Origin of the sequence: Geitlerinema sp. PCC 7407 (assembly GCF_000317045.1) — a bacterium.
Lineage (GTDB): Bacteria > Cyanobacteriota > Cyanobacteriia > PCC-7407 > PCC-7407 > PCC-7407.
The window spans coordinates 343,179-361,300 of the sequence record NC_019703.1 but is presented as its reverse complement, the minus strand read 5'-3'; the positions used below and the strand labels follow the sequence as shown (position 1 = coordinate 361,300).

General features: G+C 62.8%; 16 protein-coding genes. 10 read left to right on the top strand and 6 right to left on the bottom strand.

The window, feature by feature from the left end; all coding sequences use genetic code 11:
- The first annotated feature begins 12 nt into the window (after positions 1–12).
- The 8 genes from rfbC to hemB all read left to right on the top strand — a co-directional run bounded on the left by rfbC (position 13) and on the right by hemB (position 6,517).
- On the top strand, positions 13–558 hold the full coding sequence (gene rfbC, locus GEI7407_RS01625) for a dTDP-4-dehydrorhamnose 3,5-epimerase (protein WP_015170385.1): 546 nt from the start codon (positions 13–15) through the stop codon (positions 556–558).
- Entirely contained in the window at positions 555–1,445 is an 891-nt protein-coding gene (gene rfbD / locus GEI7407_RS01620) for a dTDP-4-dehydrorhamnose reductase (protein ID WP_015170384.1), read from the top strand. Before rfbC ends, rfbD begins: the two co-directional genes overlap by 4 nt.
- Positions 1,442–2,518: a glucose-1-phosphate thymidylyltransferase gene (locus tag GEI7407_RS01615; RefSeq protein ID WP_015170383.1), complete on the top strand. Its 1,077-nt coding sequence runs from the start codon at positions 1,442–1,444 to the stop codon at positions 2,516–2,518. The genes rfbD and GEI7407_RS01615 overlap by 4 nt, the downstream gene beginning before the upstream one ends.
- Positions 2,515–3,363 (top strand): glycosyltransferase family 2 protein, encoded by an 849-nt coding sequence (locus GEI7407_RS01610; protein ID WP_015170382.1) that lies wholly within the window; start codon positions 2,515–2,517, stop codon positions 3,361–3,363. The genes GEI7407_RS01615 and GEI7407_RS01610 overlap by 4 nt, the downstream gene beginning before the upstream one ends.
- Entirely contained in the window at positions 3,360–4,433 is a 1,074-nt protein-coding gene (locus GEI7407_RS01605; protein ID WP_041268232.1) for a glycosyltransferase family 1 protein, read from the top strand. Before GEI7407_RS01610 ends, GEI7407_RS01605 begins: the two co-directional genes overlap by 4 nt.
- A 173-nt stretch (positions 4,434–4,606) precedes the next feature.
- The gene (rplU, locus tag GEI7407_RS01600) at positions 4,607–4,960 is read left to right on the top strand and encodes a 50S ribosomal protein L21 (protein ID WP_015170380.1); all 354 of its coding nucleotides are present in this window, start codon (positions 4,607–4,609) and stop codon (positions 4,958–4,960) included.
- A gap of 57 nt (positions 4,961–5,017) precedes the next feature.
- Positions 5,018–5,290 carry a 50S ribosomal protein L27 gene (gene rpmA / locus GEI7407_RS01595; protein ID WP_015170379.1) on the top strand — a complete coding sequence of 91 codons (273 nt, stop codon included), beginning with the start codon at positions 5,018–5,020 and terminating at the stop codon, positions 5,288–5,290.
- A gap of 243 nt (positions 5,291–5,533) precedes the next feature.
- On the top strand, positions 5,534–6,517 hold the full coding sequence (hemB, locus tag GEI7407_RS01590; protein ID WP_015170378.1) for a porphobilinogen synthase: 984 nt from the start codon (positions 5,534–5,536) through the stop codon (positions 6,515–6,517).
- A 74-nt stretch (positions 6,518–6,591) separates the two neighbouring features.
- Here hemB and GEI7407_RS01585 read toward each other — a convergent pair whose 3' ends face one another.
- The 6 genes from GEI7407_RS01585 to GEI7407_RS01560 form a co-directional block, all read right to left on the bottom strand.
- A complete protein-coding gene (locus tag GEI7407_RS01585; RefSeq protein WP_015170377.1) occupies positions 6,592–8,583 on the bottom strand; it encodes a CHASE2 domain-containing protein in 1,992 nt (663 codons plus the stop codon).
- 173 nt (positions 8,584–8,756) lie between these two features.
- On the bottom strand, positions 8,757–11,450 hold the full coding sequence (locus GEI7407_RS01580) for a chloride channel protein (protein WP_015170376.1): 2,694 nt from the start codon (positions 11,448–11,450) through the stop codon (positions 8,757–8,759).
- Positions 11,451–11,479: 29 nt separating this feature from the next.
- Positions 11,480–12,790 (bottom strand): TldD/PmbA family protein, encoded by a 1,311-nt coding sequence (locus GEI7407_RS01575; protein ID WP_015170375.1) that lies wholly within the window; start codon positions 12,788–12,790, stop codon positions 11,480–11,482.
- Between the two features lie 64 nt (positions 12,791–12,854).
- Positions 12,855–13,724, bottom strand: coding sequence for a Tab2/Atab2 family RNA-binding protein (locus GEI7407_RS01570; protein ID WP_015170374.1), 870 nt, complete (start codon positions 13,722–13,724; stop codon positions 12,855–12,857).
- Between the two features lie 214 nt (positions 13,725–13,938).
- Positions 13,939–14,847, bottom strand: coding sequence for a S1 RNA-binding domain-containing protein (locus tag GEI7407_RS01565; RefSeq protein WP_015170373.1), 909 nt, complete (start codon positions 14,845–14,847; stop codon positions 13,939–13,941).
- Positions 14,848–15,098: 251 nt separating this feature from the next.
- On the bottom strand, positions 15,099–15,842 hold the full coding sequence (locus GEI7407_RS01560) for a dienelactone hydrolase family protein (protein WP_015170372.1): 744 nt from the start codon (positions 15,840–15,842) through the stop codon (positions 15,099–15,101).
- A 463-nt stretch (positions 15,843–16,305) separates the two neighbouring features.
- On the opposite strand from GEI7407_RS01560, the gene GEI7407_RS01555 reads away from it, so the two are divergent.
- Both GEI7407_RS01555 and GEI7407_RS01550 read left to right on the top strand, forming a co-directional pair.
- Positions 16,306–17,295 (top strand): GntR family transcriptional regulator, encoded by a 990-nt coding sequence (locus tag GEI7407_RS01555; protein ID WP_015170371.1) that lies wholly within the window; start codon positions 16,306–16,308, stop codon positions 17,293–17,295.
- A 138-nt stretch (positions 17,296–17,433) separates the two neighbouring features.
- Positions 17,434–18,114 carry a nitroreductase family protein gene (locus GEI7407_RS01550; RefSeq protein ID WP_015170370.1) on the top strand — a complete coding sequence of 227 codons (681 nt, stop codon included), beginning with the start codon at positions 17,434–17,436 and terminating at the stop codon, positions 18,112–18,114.
- The last annotated feature ends 8 nt before the right edge of the window (positions 18,115–18,122 follow it).

Sequence of the window (18,122 nt, the reverse complement as noted above, 5' to 3'; positions counted from 1 at the left end):
GGCGGGTCGCCTATGCAGTTTCACCCTTCTGAGATTCCCGACGTCTTGCTCCTCGAACCGCGGGTGTTTGGGGACGATCGCGGTTTTTTCTTTGAAAGTTACAATCAGCGGGTTTTCACCGAAAAGGCTGGAAACTCGGTCCAGTTCGTTCAAGACAACCACTCCTCGTCCCGGCAAAATGTCCTGCGCGGCCTGCACTACCAGATTCAGCAGCCCCAGGGCAAACTCGTCCGCGTGATCGTGGGCCAGATCTACGATGTGGCGGTGGATCTGCGGCGCAGCTCTCCCACCTTTGGTCAGTGGGTCGGCTACGAGCTGAGCGCCCAAAACAAGCATCAGCTCTGGGTACCGGCGGGCTTTGGTCACGGCTTCCTGGTGCTGTCCGAGCAGGCCGAGGTGCTCTACAAAACCACGGACTACTACGCCCCCGAGCACGAGCGCTGCATCCGCTGGGACGATCCGGATTTGGCGATCGCCTGGCCCCTGACGGGTGAGCCGATTCTTTCGGCCAAGGACCAAGCAGGCGTGCCCTTCGCGGCGGCGGAGGTGTTTGCGTGAAACGGTTTTTGCTGACCGGGGTGACCGGCCAAGTCGGCCACGAGCTCCAGCGCACCCTAGCCCCCCTGGGAGAGGTGATCGGCGTAAGCCGCGAAGAGATGGACTTTGCCCATCCCGAGCGCATGGTCGGGCTGCTGGAGACGGTGGGCCCGGATGTGGTGGTCAATGCGGCGGCCTACACCGCCGTGGACCGGGCCGAAAGCGAGTCAGAGCTGGCCTACGCCGTAAACGCGATCGCCCCTGACCACCTGGCCCGCGCCGCCCAGAGCCACGGCGCCGCCTTTATTCACATCTCCACGGACTACGTCTTTGACGGGCGCAAAAACACGCCCTACCGGCCCGACGACCCCACCAGCCCCCTGAGCGTCTACGGCCATTCCAAACTGGCGGGGGAGCAGGCCGTCCAGCAGGCCTACCGGGTGTCCGGAGACGCTTCCTACGCGATTTTTCGCACCGCCTGGGTGTGTGGCCCCCACGGCAAGGGCAACTTTGTCAAAACCATGCTGCGCCTCGGGAGCGATCGCGAAGAGATTCGCGTCGTAGCCGATCAGGTGGGCAGCCCCACCTGGGCCGGGGACTTGGCGGGGGCGATCGCCCAGTTTGTCCCGCACCTAGGCCCCCAGACCGCTGGCATCTACCACTACACCAGCAGCGGCGTCGCCAGCTGGTACGACTTCGCTATCGCCATCTTCGAAGAGGCGCGCGCCCTCGATTTTCCGCTGGCCGTGCAGCGCGTGGTGCCCATCACCACCGCCGACTACCCGACCCCGGCGCGGCGGCCTGCCTATTCCGTCTTGGCCTGCGATAAGCTAGCGGCAGTTCTGGGCGAAACGCCGCCCCACTGGCGTCAGGGCCTCCGACAGTTACTCCACCACCTAAAACAATGAAAGCGCTGATCCTCTCCGGCGGCAAAGGTACGCGACTCCGGCCTCTCACCTACACCGGCGCCAAGCAGCTTGTGCCCGTGGCCAACAAGCCGATTCTCTGGTACGGCATCGAGTCCATCGTGGCCGCAGGCATCACCGATATCGGCATCATCATCAGCCCCCAGACAGGCGACGAGGTGCGCAGCAAAACCGGCAGCGGCGATCGCTTTGGCGCCCAGATCACCTACATCCTGCAAGAGGAAGCCGCCGGACTGGCCCACGCGGTGAAAATCGCCCAGCCTTTCTTGGGGGACGCGCCCTTCATCATGTACCTGGGCGACAACCTGATCCAAAACGAGCTGCAAGGCTTCCTCAATCGCTTCAAGAGCCAGCACCTCGACAGCCTGATCCTGCTGCGATCGGTCAAAAATCCCAGCGCCTTTGGGGTAGCGGAGGTGGACGCCGCGGGCCGGGTGCTGCGCCTGGTGGAAAAGCCCGCTCAGCCCGCGTCTAACCTGGCGCTGGTGGGCGTGTATTTCTTCAATGACTCCATTCACGATGCGATCGCCAATATCCAGCCCTCGGCCCGGGGCGAGCTGGAAATCACCGACGCCATTCAGTACCTGATTGACCAGCAGCGCGCCGTGGAGGCCTGCACCCTGGACGGCTGGTGGCTCGACACCGGCAAAAAAGACGATCTGCTCGAAGCCAACCGGATCATTCTCGATACCAAGCTGCACCACAGCGAGGTGCTGGGGACCATCGACGAGAGCAGCAAAATCATCGGGCGCGTCCAAATCGGGGCCAACTCCGAGATTCGCCACTGCACCATTCGCGGCCCGGTGATCATCGGCGAAAACTGCCATCTAGAAAATTGCTTTATCGGCCCCTACAGCAGCATTGCCAACGGGGTCAAGCTGGTGGATGTGGACCTAGACCACAGCGTGATTCTCCAGGGGGCGACGGTCACCGGCATTCATCAGCGGATCGTCGACAGCGTGATCGGCCAGCGCGTCCAGCTCTGCGTGGCGGAGCGGCGGCCCAAGGCGGTGCGCTTCATGGTGGGCGACGATTCCCAAATTGAGCTGGTGTGATTTATTTCATCACGGTCAACTACCGCTCATCGGCGCTGCTGGCGCGGCTCCAGGCGTCTCTCATGGCGGAAACGGCGATCGCCTGGCGCTGGGTGATCGTGAACAACTCACCCGAAGACCGGGCCGTCTACCAGTGGGCGAGCGATCGCACCGTGATCTTGGAGACGGGGGAAAACTGCGGCTTCGGCGGCGGCTGCAATGCGGGCCTGCACTACGTGTTTGCGCAGGATCCCCAGGCGATCGCCTGGCTGATCAATCCGGACGCGTGGCTGGGCGATCGCGCCCTGAGCCAAGCCCAGCAGCTATGGGAAAGCCAGCCTCCAGCGTCCATCCTGGGGACCGTGGTGCTGACGCCGGAGGGGGAGCCCTGGTTTGGCGGCGGCTTTTTTGATCCGGCGCGGGGCGAAATCCACGCCCTCGAAACCCTGCCCTCCCCAGAGCAGCCCTGGATCCCTACGCCCTGGGTGAGCGGCTGCAGCCTGATGCTCCAGCTGGGGCGCTTTAACCGGTGTCCCCAGTTTGATCCGGCCTATTTTCTCTATTACGAAGACGTGGATTTTTGCCGCCGCTACGCCGAACAGGGCCACACCGTCGGCCTGGCGACCCAGGTGCAGGTGATTCATGCGCCGTCCTCGGTGACGAGCCGCAACGCCCGCCAAAAGTTTCGCTACAGCACCGAGAGCTATCTGCTGACGCTGGCGCGCTACGCCCACCGGCGGGCGCTGTGGGGGCGATCGCTGCGCCTCGGCCTAAAGGCGATCGCCCTGCTGCCCCTCAAACCCGCGATCGCCCTTGGTAAACTACAGGGGTTGTGGATGTCCGGGCGGCGCGCCCTAAAGCTTTGAGCGATTCTCTGCTGATCAATCTATCGCTGCTGATGCAGCAGCCCACGGGCCTGACCACCTACGCTCGGCAGCTGGTGCCTCACCTGCGATCGCTCCAGCCCACCCTGCTGACAGCCCATCCCTTCGAGGGCTTTCGCTGCATCCCGACCCCCGCCAACCTCACCGCCGAGCACGGCTCGCGAGGTCACCTGCGGCGGCTGCTGTGGACCCAGTTTCAGCTGCCCAAGCTGTATCGCCAGCTGGGGGCGTCTCTGCTGTTTTCCCCGGTGCCGGAGACGCCTCTGTGGCGACGCACCCGCTCGGTGGTCACCGTCCACGACCTGATTCCCCTGCGCTTCGGCTCGGCGCGATCGCCCCTGCGGCTGTACTTTCGCCACTACGTGCCCCAGGTGCTGCGCCAGGCTGCCCACATCCTCTGCGACTCGGAGGCCACCGCCCGAGACATCACCCACTTCTACGGCCTGCCCGCCCGCAAAATGACCGCAGTGCCCCTGGCCTACGACGCCGAGCACTTCCGGCCCCTTTCTTTGCCGACCCAGAACTACTTTTTTTACGTCGGTCGCCACGACCCCTACAAGAACCTCCACCGCCTGATCGAGGCCTTTGGTCAGGTGCGGGATTTGCCTGACGTCGAGCTGTGGATCGCTGGCCCCGCCGATCCGCGCTTTACGCCCGCTCTGGCGGCGCAGGCGGCCGAGCTGGGCTTGGCCCACCGGGTGAAGTTCTTGTCCTACGTGCCCTACGGCGATCTGCCGCGCTTGCTCAATCAGGCGATCGCCCTGGTGTTTCCCAGCCTGTGGGAGGGCTTTGGCTTGCCGGTGCTGGAGGCCATGGCCTGCGGCACCGCCGTGATCACCTCCAACCAGGCCTCGGTGCCCGAGGTGGCCGGAGATGCAGCCCTGCTGGTGGACCCCTACCGGCCCGAGGCGATCGCCGCCGCCATGCGCCAGGTCGCCACCGATGATCATGGGCGATCGCAGCTTCAATCCCTCAGCCTCGCGCGATCGCAGCAGTTTAGCTGGGAGCGGACCGGCCAGCAAACCGCCGCCATTTTGGGCCAGTATTTGTAACTCCAGGGACCGGGCGATCGCGCCTTGACGCCGGGGGTCGCTATTAGCGATACTGATAAACTGGCTGTCTTAATTCCTGCTCGGATCAGGTTCAGACATCGCGAAAGGCCGGAGCATCCGACGAGCGGACTCACTGGCTACCTGTACGGCAATTCTGGAAACCACCACCTGCTATGACTTACGCAATTATTGAAACCGGCGGCACGCAGCTGCGCGTCGAGCCCGGTCGCTTCTACGACGTCAACCGCCTGGCCGTCGACGCCAATGGCACCCTCACCCTCGATCGCGTGCTCCTCGTGCAAAACGATGGCGAAGTGACCATCGGCCAGCCCTTTGTCGAAGGGGCAACCATCGAGGCAACCGTCCTCAGCCACCTGCGGGGCAAGAAGATCATCGTCTACAAGATGCGCCCCAAAAAGAAAACCCGTAAGAAGCAAGGTCACCGCCAAGAGCTGACCCGGATTATGATCGACGCCATCAGCCTGAACGGCACCAAACTGACGGCGGCTGAAAAGGCTGAGGCCTAGAAACGCTAGGCGCGATCGCCCACGGTTTACCCCTAAAGAGACGACAGGAAGGACACAATGGCTCATAAGAAAGGAACAGGTAGTACTCGTAACGGCCGCGACTCAAACGCCAAACGCCTCGGCGTGAAGCGCTACGGCGGTCAAGTTGTGCGGGCTGGCAATATCCTGATTCGTCAGCGCGGCACCAAGGTCCACCCTGGAAACAACGTGGGTCGGGGCAACGATGACACGCTGTTCGCCCTCGTAGACGGCATTGTGACCTTTGAGCGTCGCGGCAAGAGCGGCAAAAAGGTCAGCGTCTACCCCATCGCCGCAGAAGCTACGGCTTAATTGCCCAAGCAACCAGAGACTGACGATTTGGGGTTTGCTGCATTCGATCGACCCTAAGTCAAAGAGGCGATCGCCCTAGGGCGATCGCCTCTTTGCGTTTGTCTGCGGTTTGTTTGCTTTCCCAGATCGCGAGACTTTACAGAACATTACGGCGGCGCAGTCCCGTCTTGGTCAGACCTTAAACTTTTAAGAAGTCCCGCCGACCCTAGACGTTTTTCTAAAGCGCGTAGCACAAGAAGATTTATGTTCCCAGTTCATCGTCCCCGCCGACTGCGCAGCAACGCCCAAATCCGCCGGATGGTGCGCGAAAACAGCCTCACCACCAGCGACCTGATCTACCCGCTGTTTGCGGTGCCCGGTGAAGGCATTGCCCAGGAAGTGAAGTCCATGCCGGGGGTGTACCAGCTCTCCATCGACAAGATCGTCGAAGAGGCGAAGGAAGTCTACGACCTGGGAATTCCGGCCATCATCCTGTTTGGGATTCCGGCAGACAAGGACATTGACGCTACGGGCGCCTGGCACGACTGCGGCATCGTCCAAAAAGCGGCCACGGCGGTGAAAGAAGCGGTGCCCGATCTGGTGGTCATTGCCGACACCTGCCTGTGCGAGTATACCAGCCACGGCCACTGCGGCTACCTGGAGACGGGCGACCTGACGGGTCGGGTGCTGAATGACCCCACCCTGGAGCTGCTCAAGAAAACGGCAGTGTCCCAGGCCAAGGCGGGGGTTGACATTATTGCGCCGTCGGGGATGATGGATGGCTTTGTGCAGGCCATTCGGGCGGGTCTGGACGAGGCGGGCTTCGAGCAGATTCCCATCATGTCCTACGCGGCGAAGTACGCATCGGCCTACTATGGCCCCTTCCGGGATGCAGCGGAGTCGGCGCCCCAATTTGGCGATCGCCGCACCTACCAGATGGACCCCGGCAACGGCCGCGAAGCCCTCAAGGAAATTGCCCTCGACATCGCTGAGGGTGCTGATTTCCTGATGGTGAAGCCAGCCCTAGCCTACATGGATATCATTTGGCGAGTGAAGGAAGCGACGAACCTGCCCGTCGCCGCCTACAACGTTTCGGGCGAGTACTCCATGGTCAAGGCCGCCGCCCTCAATGGCTGGGTAGACGAGGAAAAGCTGGTCATGGAAACCCTGCTGAGCTTCAAGCGGGCAGGGGCTGACCTGATTTTGACCTACCACGCCAAGGACGCAGCGCGCTGGCTGGCCCAATAGAGACCCAATAGATTTGATTGACTCGGCTATCTGGCTCCCCTGTGGGGGAGCTTTTTTTGGGCTTTTTTGCGCGGCTAGTTGAGGGCGGTGGGGGGCTCGGCGGGCTGGCGGGGCTGGGGCGATCGCGCCAAGCCGATCACCCGATACACGTCCACCAAGTGGTGCTTGCCCTTGAGGGCCAGGGGTCCCCAGTGATCCACCTCGAATTCATCGTTTAGGTAGACCAGGGTTTCCTTGGCGATCAGGACGCGGCACACATCGCCCTGGCGATCTTTTTCGCAGCTTTCGAGGCGGGCGGCAATATTCACGCTGTCGCCGATCACGCCGTACTCTAGGCGCTCCTTGCTGCCGAGGCTGCCCGCCACCACTGGCCCGGTGAAGATACCAGCCCGAATTTCAATCAGGGGCAGGCCCTGCTCGCGCCAAAGCTGGTTCATGGCCCGGAGGCGATCGCCCATCACCAGGGCGCACCGCACGGCATTGCGGGCGTCGGCGGCGATTTCGGCCTCGCTCTGCCGCGGCACCGGCACCCCAAACACGGCCATCAGGCCGTCTCCGGTGAACTTGTTCACCACGCCCTGGTGGGCGAGGACTTCTTGGGTGGCTGCCGCTAGGTAGGTGTTGAGCCACTCCAGGAGCAGCTCGGGCAGCAGCATCTCGGAGATGGTGCTGAAATTTTTGATGTCCACAAACATGGTGGTGGCCGTCAGCTTTTGGCCGGGCAGCTTGCCGGACTTGAGGAGGCGATCGCGGCTGGTCCAGAGGGCCGCAGCCACCTCCGGCGAGGTGCTCTGGCCCAGCAGGCGCATCACCGTCTGCTGCTGCTGGTGGGCCTCGTAGGCGCGGTGGGCCACCACCAGGCTGCCGGTCAGGACCAGCCCCAGGGCCGGGGCGATCGTCGGCACCCAGTAGGCGTGGGCCTCAAACAGCGAAAAACTCGCCATTCCCAGCAGGACCAGCACCCCCGCTGCGCCGGACAGCAGCAACGCCGGATGGCGCACCCGCCAAGCCAGGACGCCCCCGGCGATCGCCCATCCCCAGAGCCACAGGCCCTCGCCCGTCGGCGTCCAGTAGCGAAACAGCGGGCGATCGCCCGCGACCGCATCCAAAATCTGGCTCAGCATTTGGGCGTGGACCAGCACCCCGGGCATTTCGGGGATTTCTTCTTCGCTAGCGCTAAAGGGCGTATAAAACACATCTTTTTGGCTTGAGGCCGTCGTGCCCACCAGCACCACCTTGTCGCGCACCCAGGCCGGGTCAAACTCACCATTGAGCAGCTGCGTCAGGGAGATTTGGCGCACCGATTGGCGGCCAGAGCGGTAGTTGATCAGCAGCTGATAGCCCCGAGCATCCACCTTGGCGTAGCCCCCCGAGGTCGCCTGGAGCGGCTCAAACACCGTCTCGCCAATCTGGAGATGGTTGGGGTTGCTGGGGCTGTTGCGGGCCGTTTGGCCTTCGGTATCCAGATAGGCGATCGCCAGCAGCAGCGGAAAGGAAAAGTAGGTCTCTTCGGCCACGGACGCGATCATCAGGTGGCGGCGCACCACATTGTCGCTGTCGATCAGCAAATCATTGAAGCCGACTCGGTCGGTGGGCAGGCCCTCAGGGGCGGGCACCCCGGCGTCGTCGCCGCTGCCCAGATTGGTGATAGCGATCGTGTTTTCCGCCTGGAGCGCTTTGAGCAGCTGCGATCGTCCCGGCATCTGGGGCACATCTCGATACACATCCAGGCCGATCAGGCGGGGCTGGTGCTGCTGCAAGCGCTGCAAGGCGTCGGCGACGGTCTGATCCGACAGCGGCCAGCGGCCCTGGCGCTGAATGTCTGCTTCGGTAATGCTCACCACCAGCAGGCGCGGGTCCGGCCCCAGCTCAGGACGGCGGCGCACCATCGTATCAAAAACCTTCAATTCGGCCTGCTGCAACGCTCCCACAGACTGGAGCCCGAGCAAACTGGCGGTCACTGCCGCACTGGTCACAAACGGCATCACAACCGGAGCCAGCAGCCACTTTTTGAGGGGCAGCGACTCAACTCGCGAACAAACCTGGGCGAGACGTTTTAAGACCACAAAGGTGGAGGAAAAAGAATGAGGAGAAGGCAAGCGATCGCGACCGGACAGCCTGAGCGAGAGCCAGGGATCCCTTTTCTCCTCCGAGCGCACCAACGCTTGATCCGGAGAGGGGACGCGGTCTCACCCCAATCGCAGCGACTCCACCACTATGGCACTTTTTAAATGAGGGGTCACACCCCCCAGGCGCTGGGCGGCTCATCGGCGATCGCCCCCCGTACCAAAATAACCGTACAGGGACTTTTGCGGGCGATCGCCTCCGGGATATTCCCCTGCATCACCTGCTGCAGCAGCCCCTCCCGCGTTGCCCCCAGCACGATCACATCGGTCTGATCGCGCAGCGCCAAATCCTGAATGGATTCAGCCACCGAGGAATCCTGGGCCGTGGTCGCGACCACCGGGCAGTTGAGGTGCTGACTCAAAAATTCCACATCCTGGACCAGCAGGTCGCTCGACATCGGCGCCTGAAGCGACGTGAAAACCTGGTACAGCCGGACCTTCGGATGCGAACTCAGGGCAATGAGCCCCGGCAAAAAGTGCAGAGCGCGCTGGGCATTGGGTCCGCCCGCGATGGGCAGCAGCCAGCGATCGAAGTTTTGGAGGGAGGCAGCCGCCCGCGCCTTTTCCCCGCCAAAGGGCAGGCGGTGGGCCTCCGCAAAGATCGGCGAGCGCGGGGCGAGGGCCACCCCCGCCCCAAACTTCACCAGCATCACGTCACAGGCCGCCTGCCGAATCACGGTATCCATGGTGCTGCCAAACACCCGCCCCGGCGTGGTTGTGCTGCCTTTCCAGCCCATGCAGATCAAGTTGATGTGGCGCTCCTCAATGGTTTCCAGCACCGCCTGCGCCGGGTCGTGGGCCACTCGGATTTGGGTGTGGACGGGAATGTGCAGGTCACGGCCCAAGCGGACGGCGCGCTGGAGCAGGCGGCGACTCTCCAGGGTGTCCACGCTGGTTTCCGTGGGCAGCTGGTGGCGCGAAATCTGAATCACCCGCAGACACTCGATCTCGTAGTGGCGATCGCGGGCGATCGCCACCGCCATTTGCAAGAGCAGATCCGCCGTCTGGGGATTGCCCAAGGGGACCAGCAGGCGGCCCTGGCCGACCGTGGGCGATCGCGTCTGGTACACGCAGTAGGACGGCGCCGTCTGGGGACCGGGGCGATCGCTTTCTCCCGTTAGCCGGTCCGCCTCCACCCGGATAATGTCCGCCCGCGTAATAATTCCCACCAGCCGCCGCCCCTCGGTCACCGGCAGGCGGCTGAGCTTGTAGCGGTTGAGCAGATACAGGACCTGGTTGAGGGTGTCGTCCGGGCTGACCGTCACGGGCTGGGGCGTCATCAGATCCCGCAGCACCGTGGCCGAGCGGGCAGCAGCCTGGGCCAGGTCCGACTGGGTGATGATGCCCACCAGCTTGCCGTCGTCAACCACTGGGAAGCCCCGATGGTGCGATCGCGAAAAGGCCTGCATCGCCTCTTCAACGCTCAGCTGGCTGGCCAGGGTCTCGACCCGTCGCTGCATCACATCCGCCGCCCGCAGGTTGGCCCACTCTGGCTCTGCACTGGGCGATCGCTCCAGCTCGATGCCATTCCAGGCCAGCAGATGGTCGTAGAGCGACGCACTGTCCACCTTGTCCGCCACAAAATAGGCCACCACCGACCCCACCATCAGCGGCAGCACCAGATTAAAATCCGTCGTCATCTCAAAGATGATCACCACCGACGTGATCGGCACGTGGGACACAGCGCTAAAAAACGCCCCCATGCCCACCAGGGCATAGGTCGTCGGCAGGCCCACCCCCAGCAGCTGCTGTTCGCCAGCCCCCACCATATAGCCCAGGGCCGACCCCAGCACCAGAATCGGCGCAAACAGGCCGCCAGGAGCCCCCGAGCCGTAGGCCAGCATGGTCAGCACCGCGTGCGCCCCAAAGGCGATCGCCATCGTCTGCCAGTCCGCCGCCCCCGTCACCAAAGACGCCCGCAGCCCCGCATGGTCCCGAAAGGGCAGCGGCAACACCGACACCACCAGCCCCGACAGACAGCCCGCCAAAGCCATGCGCCAGGGCATACTCAGCTTGAGCACCCGCCGATTAATGGTCAGACTGGCCAAAATGCCGCGGCAAAACAGCGGCCCTAGCACCCCCGCCAGCAGCCCCAGCAGCAGATAAAACGGGATATCCACCGCGTGAAAATTGGCCTGCACCGGCACCGCAGCTAGATTCACGTCCAGGCCGCGTCCCCCCAGCAGTCGCGCCACGACGGACCCAATGAACGAGGCCAAAATCGCCGTCCCCAGCGTAAAGCCCGAGACATCCCGCAGCAGCTCCTCGACCACAAACAGCACGCCCGCCAAGGGCGCATTAAAAGAAGCCGCCAGCCCCGCCCCTGCCCCCGCCGCAATCAGCTGTCGACGGTGATCGGGCGACGTCGGAAACCAGCGGCTCAGCTGAGCCCCGATCGCCGCTCCCATCTGAATCGTCGGGCCCTCGCGCCCCAGGGTCAGCCCAGACCCCAGCGCCAGCACCGCGCCCAGCAGCTTGACCGCCGCGACCCGCAAGTCCAGAGGGATCGGCACTCGGGCCAAAACCGCCTTGACCTGGGGAATGCCGCTGCCAGCGGTCTCGGGGGCCACTCGCTCCACCAGCCAGCCAGCCAGAAAGCCGCCCACAGCCCCAATGCCCGACAGCACCAGCCAGGCCGGACCTTGCTGGGCCAAGTGGACTCGCCATCCCCCCAGCAGCCCAATGCCCTGACGCAAAATCACAACCGCAAAGGCCGCGACCAGCCCAATGAGGCATGCTTCCAGAATTGCGGTCCGTTTGGGTCTCAGCAACGGTCGCACAAACTGGAGCACAGGGGGGTAGCGCATGGGGTTAGGAGTGGGGGGACAGCTGGCGGCTATTGACGTCCGGTGGTGGAGAGCCCCTCAACGATGAGCGACGGGGTGTAGCAGGAGCCGTTCCAGTCGGCGTCACCCCCGAGTTCGACAAGCTGCTTGAGGGCTGCGTAGACATTGCCAAACACCATGGTGTCTTTGACCCGTCCAGTCACCTGGCCCTTCTGGACTCGGAAGCCGAGGTCAACATTGATCGAGAAGTCGCCCGAGAGACCAGCACCCCCGCCGAGCATCTGATCCACGATGATGGCGTCATCGAGCAGACTGATCAGGTCTGACAAAGACTTTTGGCCCGGCGCTACCAGCAAATTGAAAAGGCCCGGCGTGGGATAGCTGCCCAGCCCCGGCCGAAATCCGTTGCCGGTGCTGCCGCTGCCTAGCTGGCGGCCCGTGGTGCCGTCGGCATAAAACATTTGCAGCACGCCGTCGCGAATGAAGACGAAGGGATGGGTTGGCATGCCTTCGTCGTCAAAGGGACAGCTAAAAGGACCCGCGTCGGGGTCCTGGGAGAGGGTGAGCTGGGGCGCAATGACGAGCTGCCCCAGGCGATCGCTCCAGGGAGAAGATTTTTCAAGGACGTGCTTGGCGTTGAGGGCGGCCTGGATGGTCCCCCAGAGCATGTCGGCGGCCTTGGCGGTGAAGAGGACCGGCACGCGGCCAATGGGCGGCGCGACGTTTTCTTGGGCCCAGGCCAGGCGCTGCAAAATTTGGTCTGCCAGGCTGGCGGGGTCGAGGACGTCGCGCTGGGTCTGGCCGTCGGACACGCTGAGGAAGTCGTCCCCCCGGACCCACTCCGCCGAGAGGTAGCAGCTCAAGGTGGTGTCGGTGTAGCCGCAGTCTAGGCCCTGGGAGTTGACCAGGCGGGTGGTTTCGACGTCGCACTCCCACTCGGCGGTGCACAGCAAATCGGGATAGACCTGGCGCACGAGGGCGATCGCCTCGCGGCCCCACTCCACCAGCTGCTCCACCGGCACCGAATGGCCTAAGTCGGGATAGGTGGTTTTGCTGGTGTTGGCAAATTCGACCGTTTCGGGCTCGTTGAGCTGGCTGAGGGCGATCGCCCGATCCACCAAGACTTGGGGCTCCACCGGGCCATAGGCCACGGCCAGCCCAGGCCGTCCTGCGCGCCAGAGTCGGAGACTGGTGCCTGCCGCTTGAGCGCTTTCCAGCTGCTTGAGGCGGTTGGCCTCGAAGTACACCGGGCGCGAGAGGGACTGCGACTGAAACACCTCCGCCGCCTCGGCTCCAGCCCGAGCGGCCAACTCCAACAGCTGTTCTGCCAGCGCCTCCTGTTGCAACTTATCAGACCCCATGACCCTGCGATGCTGAATCCTAAATGACCGGAGGCCGCAAGCAGCCGCCCGCCTAAGATTTAGACTACGCTAGATTGACCTCCTGTAACAGCCAAAATCCGCTAAAGGCCTCAGACTGAGGATCGCTCTGAACGCCAATGAAATGGACATTCTGAGCTGCTTGCTTGGCTAACTCAAAGTTTTTGGCCTCCTGCTGCTGCGATCGCTCCGCCAGATTTCCGCGCAGCAGCCAGCGCTCATTGGCCCCCGTATCCAGGACCAAACAGGGGTTGGGCGTCTCCTCGTAGCGCACAAAGGCCATCTCGAGTCCCGACATCCAGGCCGCCAAGGGCAGCGCCCGCGACGAAAAGAGCAGCACCCCCGGCACCCGCGTCTCCGGAGTCAAGCCCAGGGCCTCAAGGGGAAACGCCTCGCCAAAGTCGATGCTCCACTCGGTCATATCGGCAAAGGCACCGGCCTCCAGGGTCACAAAGGCCAGCCGGTCGTAGTTGAGGGCATCGGGGAGTCGCTTGGGCTCGGGGGTTTCGAACTGCACCGACGGCACCACCACCCCCTCGCGGTAGTTGGGATCGAGAGGATAGACATCGCGCGATCGCTCCTCCAGCCACTGATTGAGCGTGACTGTCCGCCGACTGGGCAGCGGCAGCACTCCCAGATCGCTACAGGCCTTGGTGATCATGTTGGTGAGCTGGCGGCGAAAAAAGCGGATCTTGTCTGGAGGCTGGGGGGCTTGGGCGATCGCCCGCTCCAGAGCCTGACGCAGCCGCACCGAATTCACTTCACCACTGTCGCAGTACTCGGCATAGCGAAATAGCGTCTCCGGTGCCTGGTTGACGGTCTGGGGACTCTCGCATACAAGCACTTCCCACACCTTCTTTTCGCGCTCATCCAAGATTGGACGGGAATAGAAATCAAGCTCCCAAATCGTCGCCATGGTGATTTAACGTCAGCATCTTAAACAACCAGCGAGGGCTGCCAGGGCCTCTTTCGCCAGGGCTCAAGGCTTGCGGGGGCGGCTATCTCCAGGCCCAGCAATCGCTGTTTGAGCGCGACAAAAGAGGCGGCCTGGTAGCCGCCCCTTTATCAGTATCGTTGAGGTTGGGAACCGATAGTGCGATCGCCCTCTCAGGACGATCGCTGATTGCCCATTATTCCGCGTCGCTGAGCTGCTTTTTGGCCCGGCTCGCGCGATCGCCCGCCTCCGCCATCACAGTTTCAAACTTCTCCAAAATCTCGCCCGGATAGCTCTCCAGCACCCGCGTCGACAGAGAAATGCGCCCCTGCCACTCGTCGAGGTCCGTGATCACCACTTTGATGGCTTGGCCCACGGAGAAGTGCGCCTGGAGAGACGAGATATAGTTTTGGCTGATCTGCTTGATGTGCAGCAGGCCCGTCGTGCCGCCCAGGTCCACAAACAGGCCAAAGGGCTTCAGGCTGACCACCTTGCCTTCGACCAGCTGACCAATTTCAAACTGGCCAATGCTGGCGGCTTGGGCGGCCTGGCGGTGGGAGAGCACCAGCTTATTGGTCTCCCGGTTGACCTCCAGCAGCTTCACGGTCAGCGTCTTGCCGATGAGGCTGTCGAGGTCCTCGCGCTCCACGAGCTGCGATCGCGGAATGAAGCCCCGCAAGCCTTGGGCATCGGCCGTCACGCCCCCCTTATTCACCCCAGAAACGCGCACGGCGATCGTCTCATTGTTGGTCTGCATCTCCGCCAGGCGCTCCCAAACGCGATTGAGCTCCAGGCGGCGCACCGACAGGGTCACCTGACCGTCGGCGTTTTGGTTCGAGATGATGAGAAAGTCCCGCGCCTCATTCAGCGGCAGCGCCGTTTGCAGATCGACTCGGCTGCTGAGGGAGGCTTCTCGGGCCGGCACAAAGGCCGCGGCCTTGCCGCCGATGTCTACATAGGCACCGCTGCTGTCATATTCAAAGACCGTACCGCGCACAATCTGCCCCGACTCAAACTGGTAGTCGTGGGATTCTAGGGCCTTGGCAAAGTCATCCATTGAAAAGCCAGGAGCCGCTGCTTGAGGACGCGTTGATTCGGAATTCATGATTACTTTTGAACTAAAACGAATGGTGCACGACGAGCCATGGGGATGAGGCGACGCCGCGCGAAGATATCGCCAGAGCGGGCCTGACCTCGGCCTAGAGACCGACAGCCCAGGACATCCTAGAGCAGGTACCCACCTCGGTCTCGGAGTGCCCCTGACGAGCTATCTCCACTTTGACACTTCCTGCTCCAGAAACGCAGAAAATCCCGCCGCCTCTGAGGGGGGACTCCGGGGCGCGATCGCCGCCGAGTCTAATCTCCCTGGAGAACGCCCTGGAAGAGGCGCTGCACCTGCTCCCAGGCGTCGGCGGCGGCTCGGGACTCGTAGCTCTGGCGGCGATCGCAAAAGAAGCCGTGGCCCGCCCCTGCGTAGCGAAACACCCGATGCTTTACTCCGTGCTGGGCCAAAGACGACTCGATCTGGTTCACGTGGGCCTCAGGAATGCTCTGGTCCTCCATGCCAAAGAAGGCGTAGAGGGTGCCAGAAATTTGGGCGGTCCGCTGGAGGGTGGGCTGAGCCTCGCCGGGACACCAGTCCGGAATGCCAGCGCCGTAAAACGAAGCCGTCGCTCTGATCGCGGGCAGGGTCGCGGCCAAGTAGGCCACGTGCCCACCAAAGCAGAAGCCGATCGCGCCCAGGGCCTGGGCGCGCACATTGGGCTTTTGCTGGAGATAGGTAAGGGTGCTCTGGATGTCGCTGAGCAGCTCTGGAGCGCGGGTTTGGTTTTTGTATTCGCGGCCAACCTGAATGTCTTGGGGCGTGTAGCCCGCTTCGAAGCCCGGAGCCAATCGCTGGTAAAGGGCCGGGGCGATCGCCACATAGCCCAGGCGCGCCAGCCGCTCAGTCACCTCTCGAATATGCGCATTCACGCCGAAAATTTCTTGCAGCACCACCACCGCCGGAAACGGTCCGGGGCCAACCGGCTCTGCTAGGTAAGCGGCGATCGCCACTTCACCCGGGACTGTCACCGTTTCTGTCCGAATGTCTGCCGCCATGATCACCCTCGAAGCAACCGAAAATACGTTTGTTATATCGCGCCCTCCCTATATTTCGCCCTTCAGTCAAAGGGCTCGGAGGGTATGCCCCTGGACCCAGGCCCTCAAAAATAGGTTTGGCTGCCCCTTCCCGAGCCCATGAACTGGCTCATAGATCAGGCGATCGCGCTGGGCAACTTTTGGCCCCCTTGGCGCGTCTAAAACGCTGGGCCGCGCCTCCAAAGCATCCACATTACCGTCCTGGGTGGTTTGGATGCCCGTGGCCTAAAGTATTATCAGGAGCGAATCGCTGCAATTTGGCCGCAGACCACCGCAGGTTCCCGTTGGCCGGCGAAGACGCTTCTACTTCGCGGAGCATTGCTTTTCTGACGGGCGATCGCCAAAAAAGTCCGGTTTTTGGTCACTTCAAGCCCTGTGGCCGGCATCGCAGCCCTGACCCGTCAGCCCTCAGGAGGATCTTGGGATGGTTCAATTTCATATTCAGTCCGACAGCGACATTCCGGCGTCTGCCCAGCTCTACAATCAAATTCGTTTCGCCATTGCTTCGCGGCAGTTTCCCCCCGGACACCGACTGCCCAGCACCCGGCAGCTCGCCATGCAGACCGGCCTCCACCGCAACACCATCAGTAAGGTCTACCGACAGCTCGAAGAAGCAGGGGTGGTCGACGCCCAAGCGGGCTCTGGCATCTACGTGCGCGCCCAGGGCGACGAAGGCGGCACCCAAGCACCGCGATCGCCCCTCTTTGAGAAATATCCCATCGCCTCTCGCCTCGTGCGCGGCAGCCTCGACGAACTGCTCAAGCAAGGCTGCTCCCTCAATGAAGCGCGGGAGCTTTTCCTTAGCGAGATCGACTGGCGGCTGCGGTGCAGCGCTCGGGTGCTGGTCACGGCGCCCCAGCAAGACATTGGCGCGGGCGAGCTGATGGCCCGCGAGCTAGAGCAGGCCTTGCAAATGCCCGTTCAGCTAGTGCCCATGGAGGAGCTCGGTCAGGCCCTCGACCAGACACGCTCGGGCACCGTTGTCACCAGTCGCTATTTCATTGGCGATGCGGAGGCGATCGCCGCTCCCAAATCCGTGCGCGTGATTCCCGTCGACATCTACGACTACGCCAAGGAAATCCAGATGCTGCTGCAGCTACCCAAGGATAGCTGCGTTGGCCTGGTCAGCCTCAGCAGCGGCTTTTTGCGGGCCTCCGAGCTGATTGTGCACAGTCTGCGGGGCGATGACCTGCTGGTCATGACCGCCCAGCCCGATGACGCCTTCAAGCTCAACGCCATGGTGCGCGGCACCCAGCAGATTGCCAGCTTTGACCCCAAGAGCTGCGCCGCCGTCAAAACGGCCCTAGCCGCCGCCCGCGAGGACATCATTCGTCCGCCCAAGCTGATGTGCTGCGAAAACTACATCGGCACCAAGTCCATTAACCTGCTGAAGCGGGAACTCGGCCTCGACTAAGTCCCCTAGGTCTCTCTCCCAACTCCCTCCCTGGGCGGTTGCCTTTTGAGGGCCGTTCTCTGAAGCTAGGACTCACGGGGAGTCGCCAGCAGCGGCTCTTTGGCAGGCTCCAGTACGCCCTCAAGAGCGAGACTTGACATGACCATCGAACTTCAGCCTTCTCTAGGACTTCAGGCAGCGATCGAGCAGCGTCGCGCGACGCGCTCTTTTCGTCCTGACCCGATTCCGCCAGCCATTCTGGAGGAGATTTTTCGGCTGACGCTCCAGTCTCCGTCTGGCTACAACCTCCAGCCTTGGCGTTTTGTCGTGGTTCAGGCCCAGGAGAACAAAGACAAGCTGCGAGAATGTGCCTTTGATCAGCGCCAGGTGAGCGAAGCGCCGGTGGTGGTGATTTGCTGCGGCGATCGCCGGGTTGGGGACAGCGACTACATTGAGGCCGTCATCGATCTGGGGCGACAGCACGACGCCATGACCGATGCCTACGCCGAGGTCGTCCGCCAGCAGGTACCAGGCCTCTTTGAAAACAAACCCTGCTTTGAAACCATGGAGGCCTGGACCAACCGCCACACCATGCTGGCTGTGGCCCACATGCTCATCGTCGCCAAAAGTCTCGGCGTCGACAGCTGCCCCATGGAGGGCTTCAGCAGCAGCCAGGTCAAAGCCGCCTTTGGGATTCCGGGCGAAGTAGACGTGTGCTGCCTCGTAGCCCTAGGCTATGCTGCCGAGGAACCCGCCAAATCCTACGGGGGACGCTTCGAGATTTCTCAAATGTTCTTTGGTGAGCGCTTCGGCGATCGCCTGCCCAACCACACCCTCTAAGGCGACCA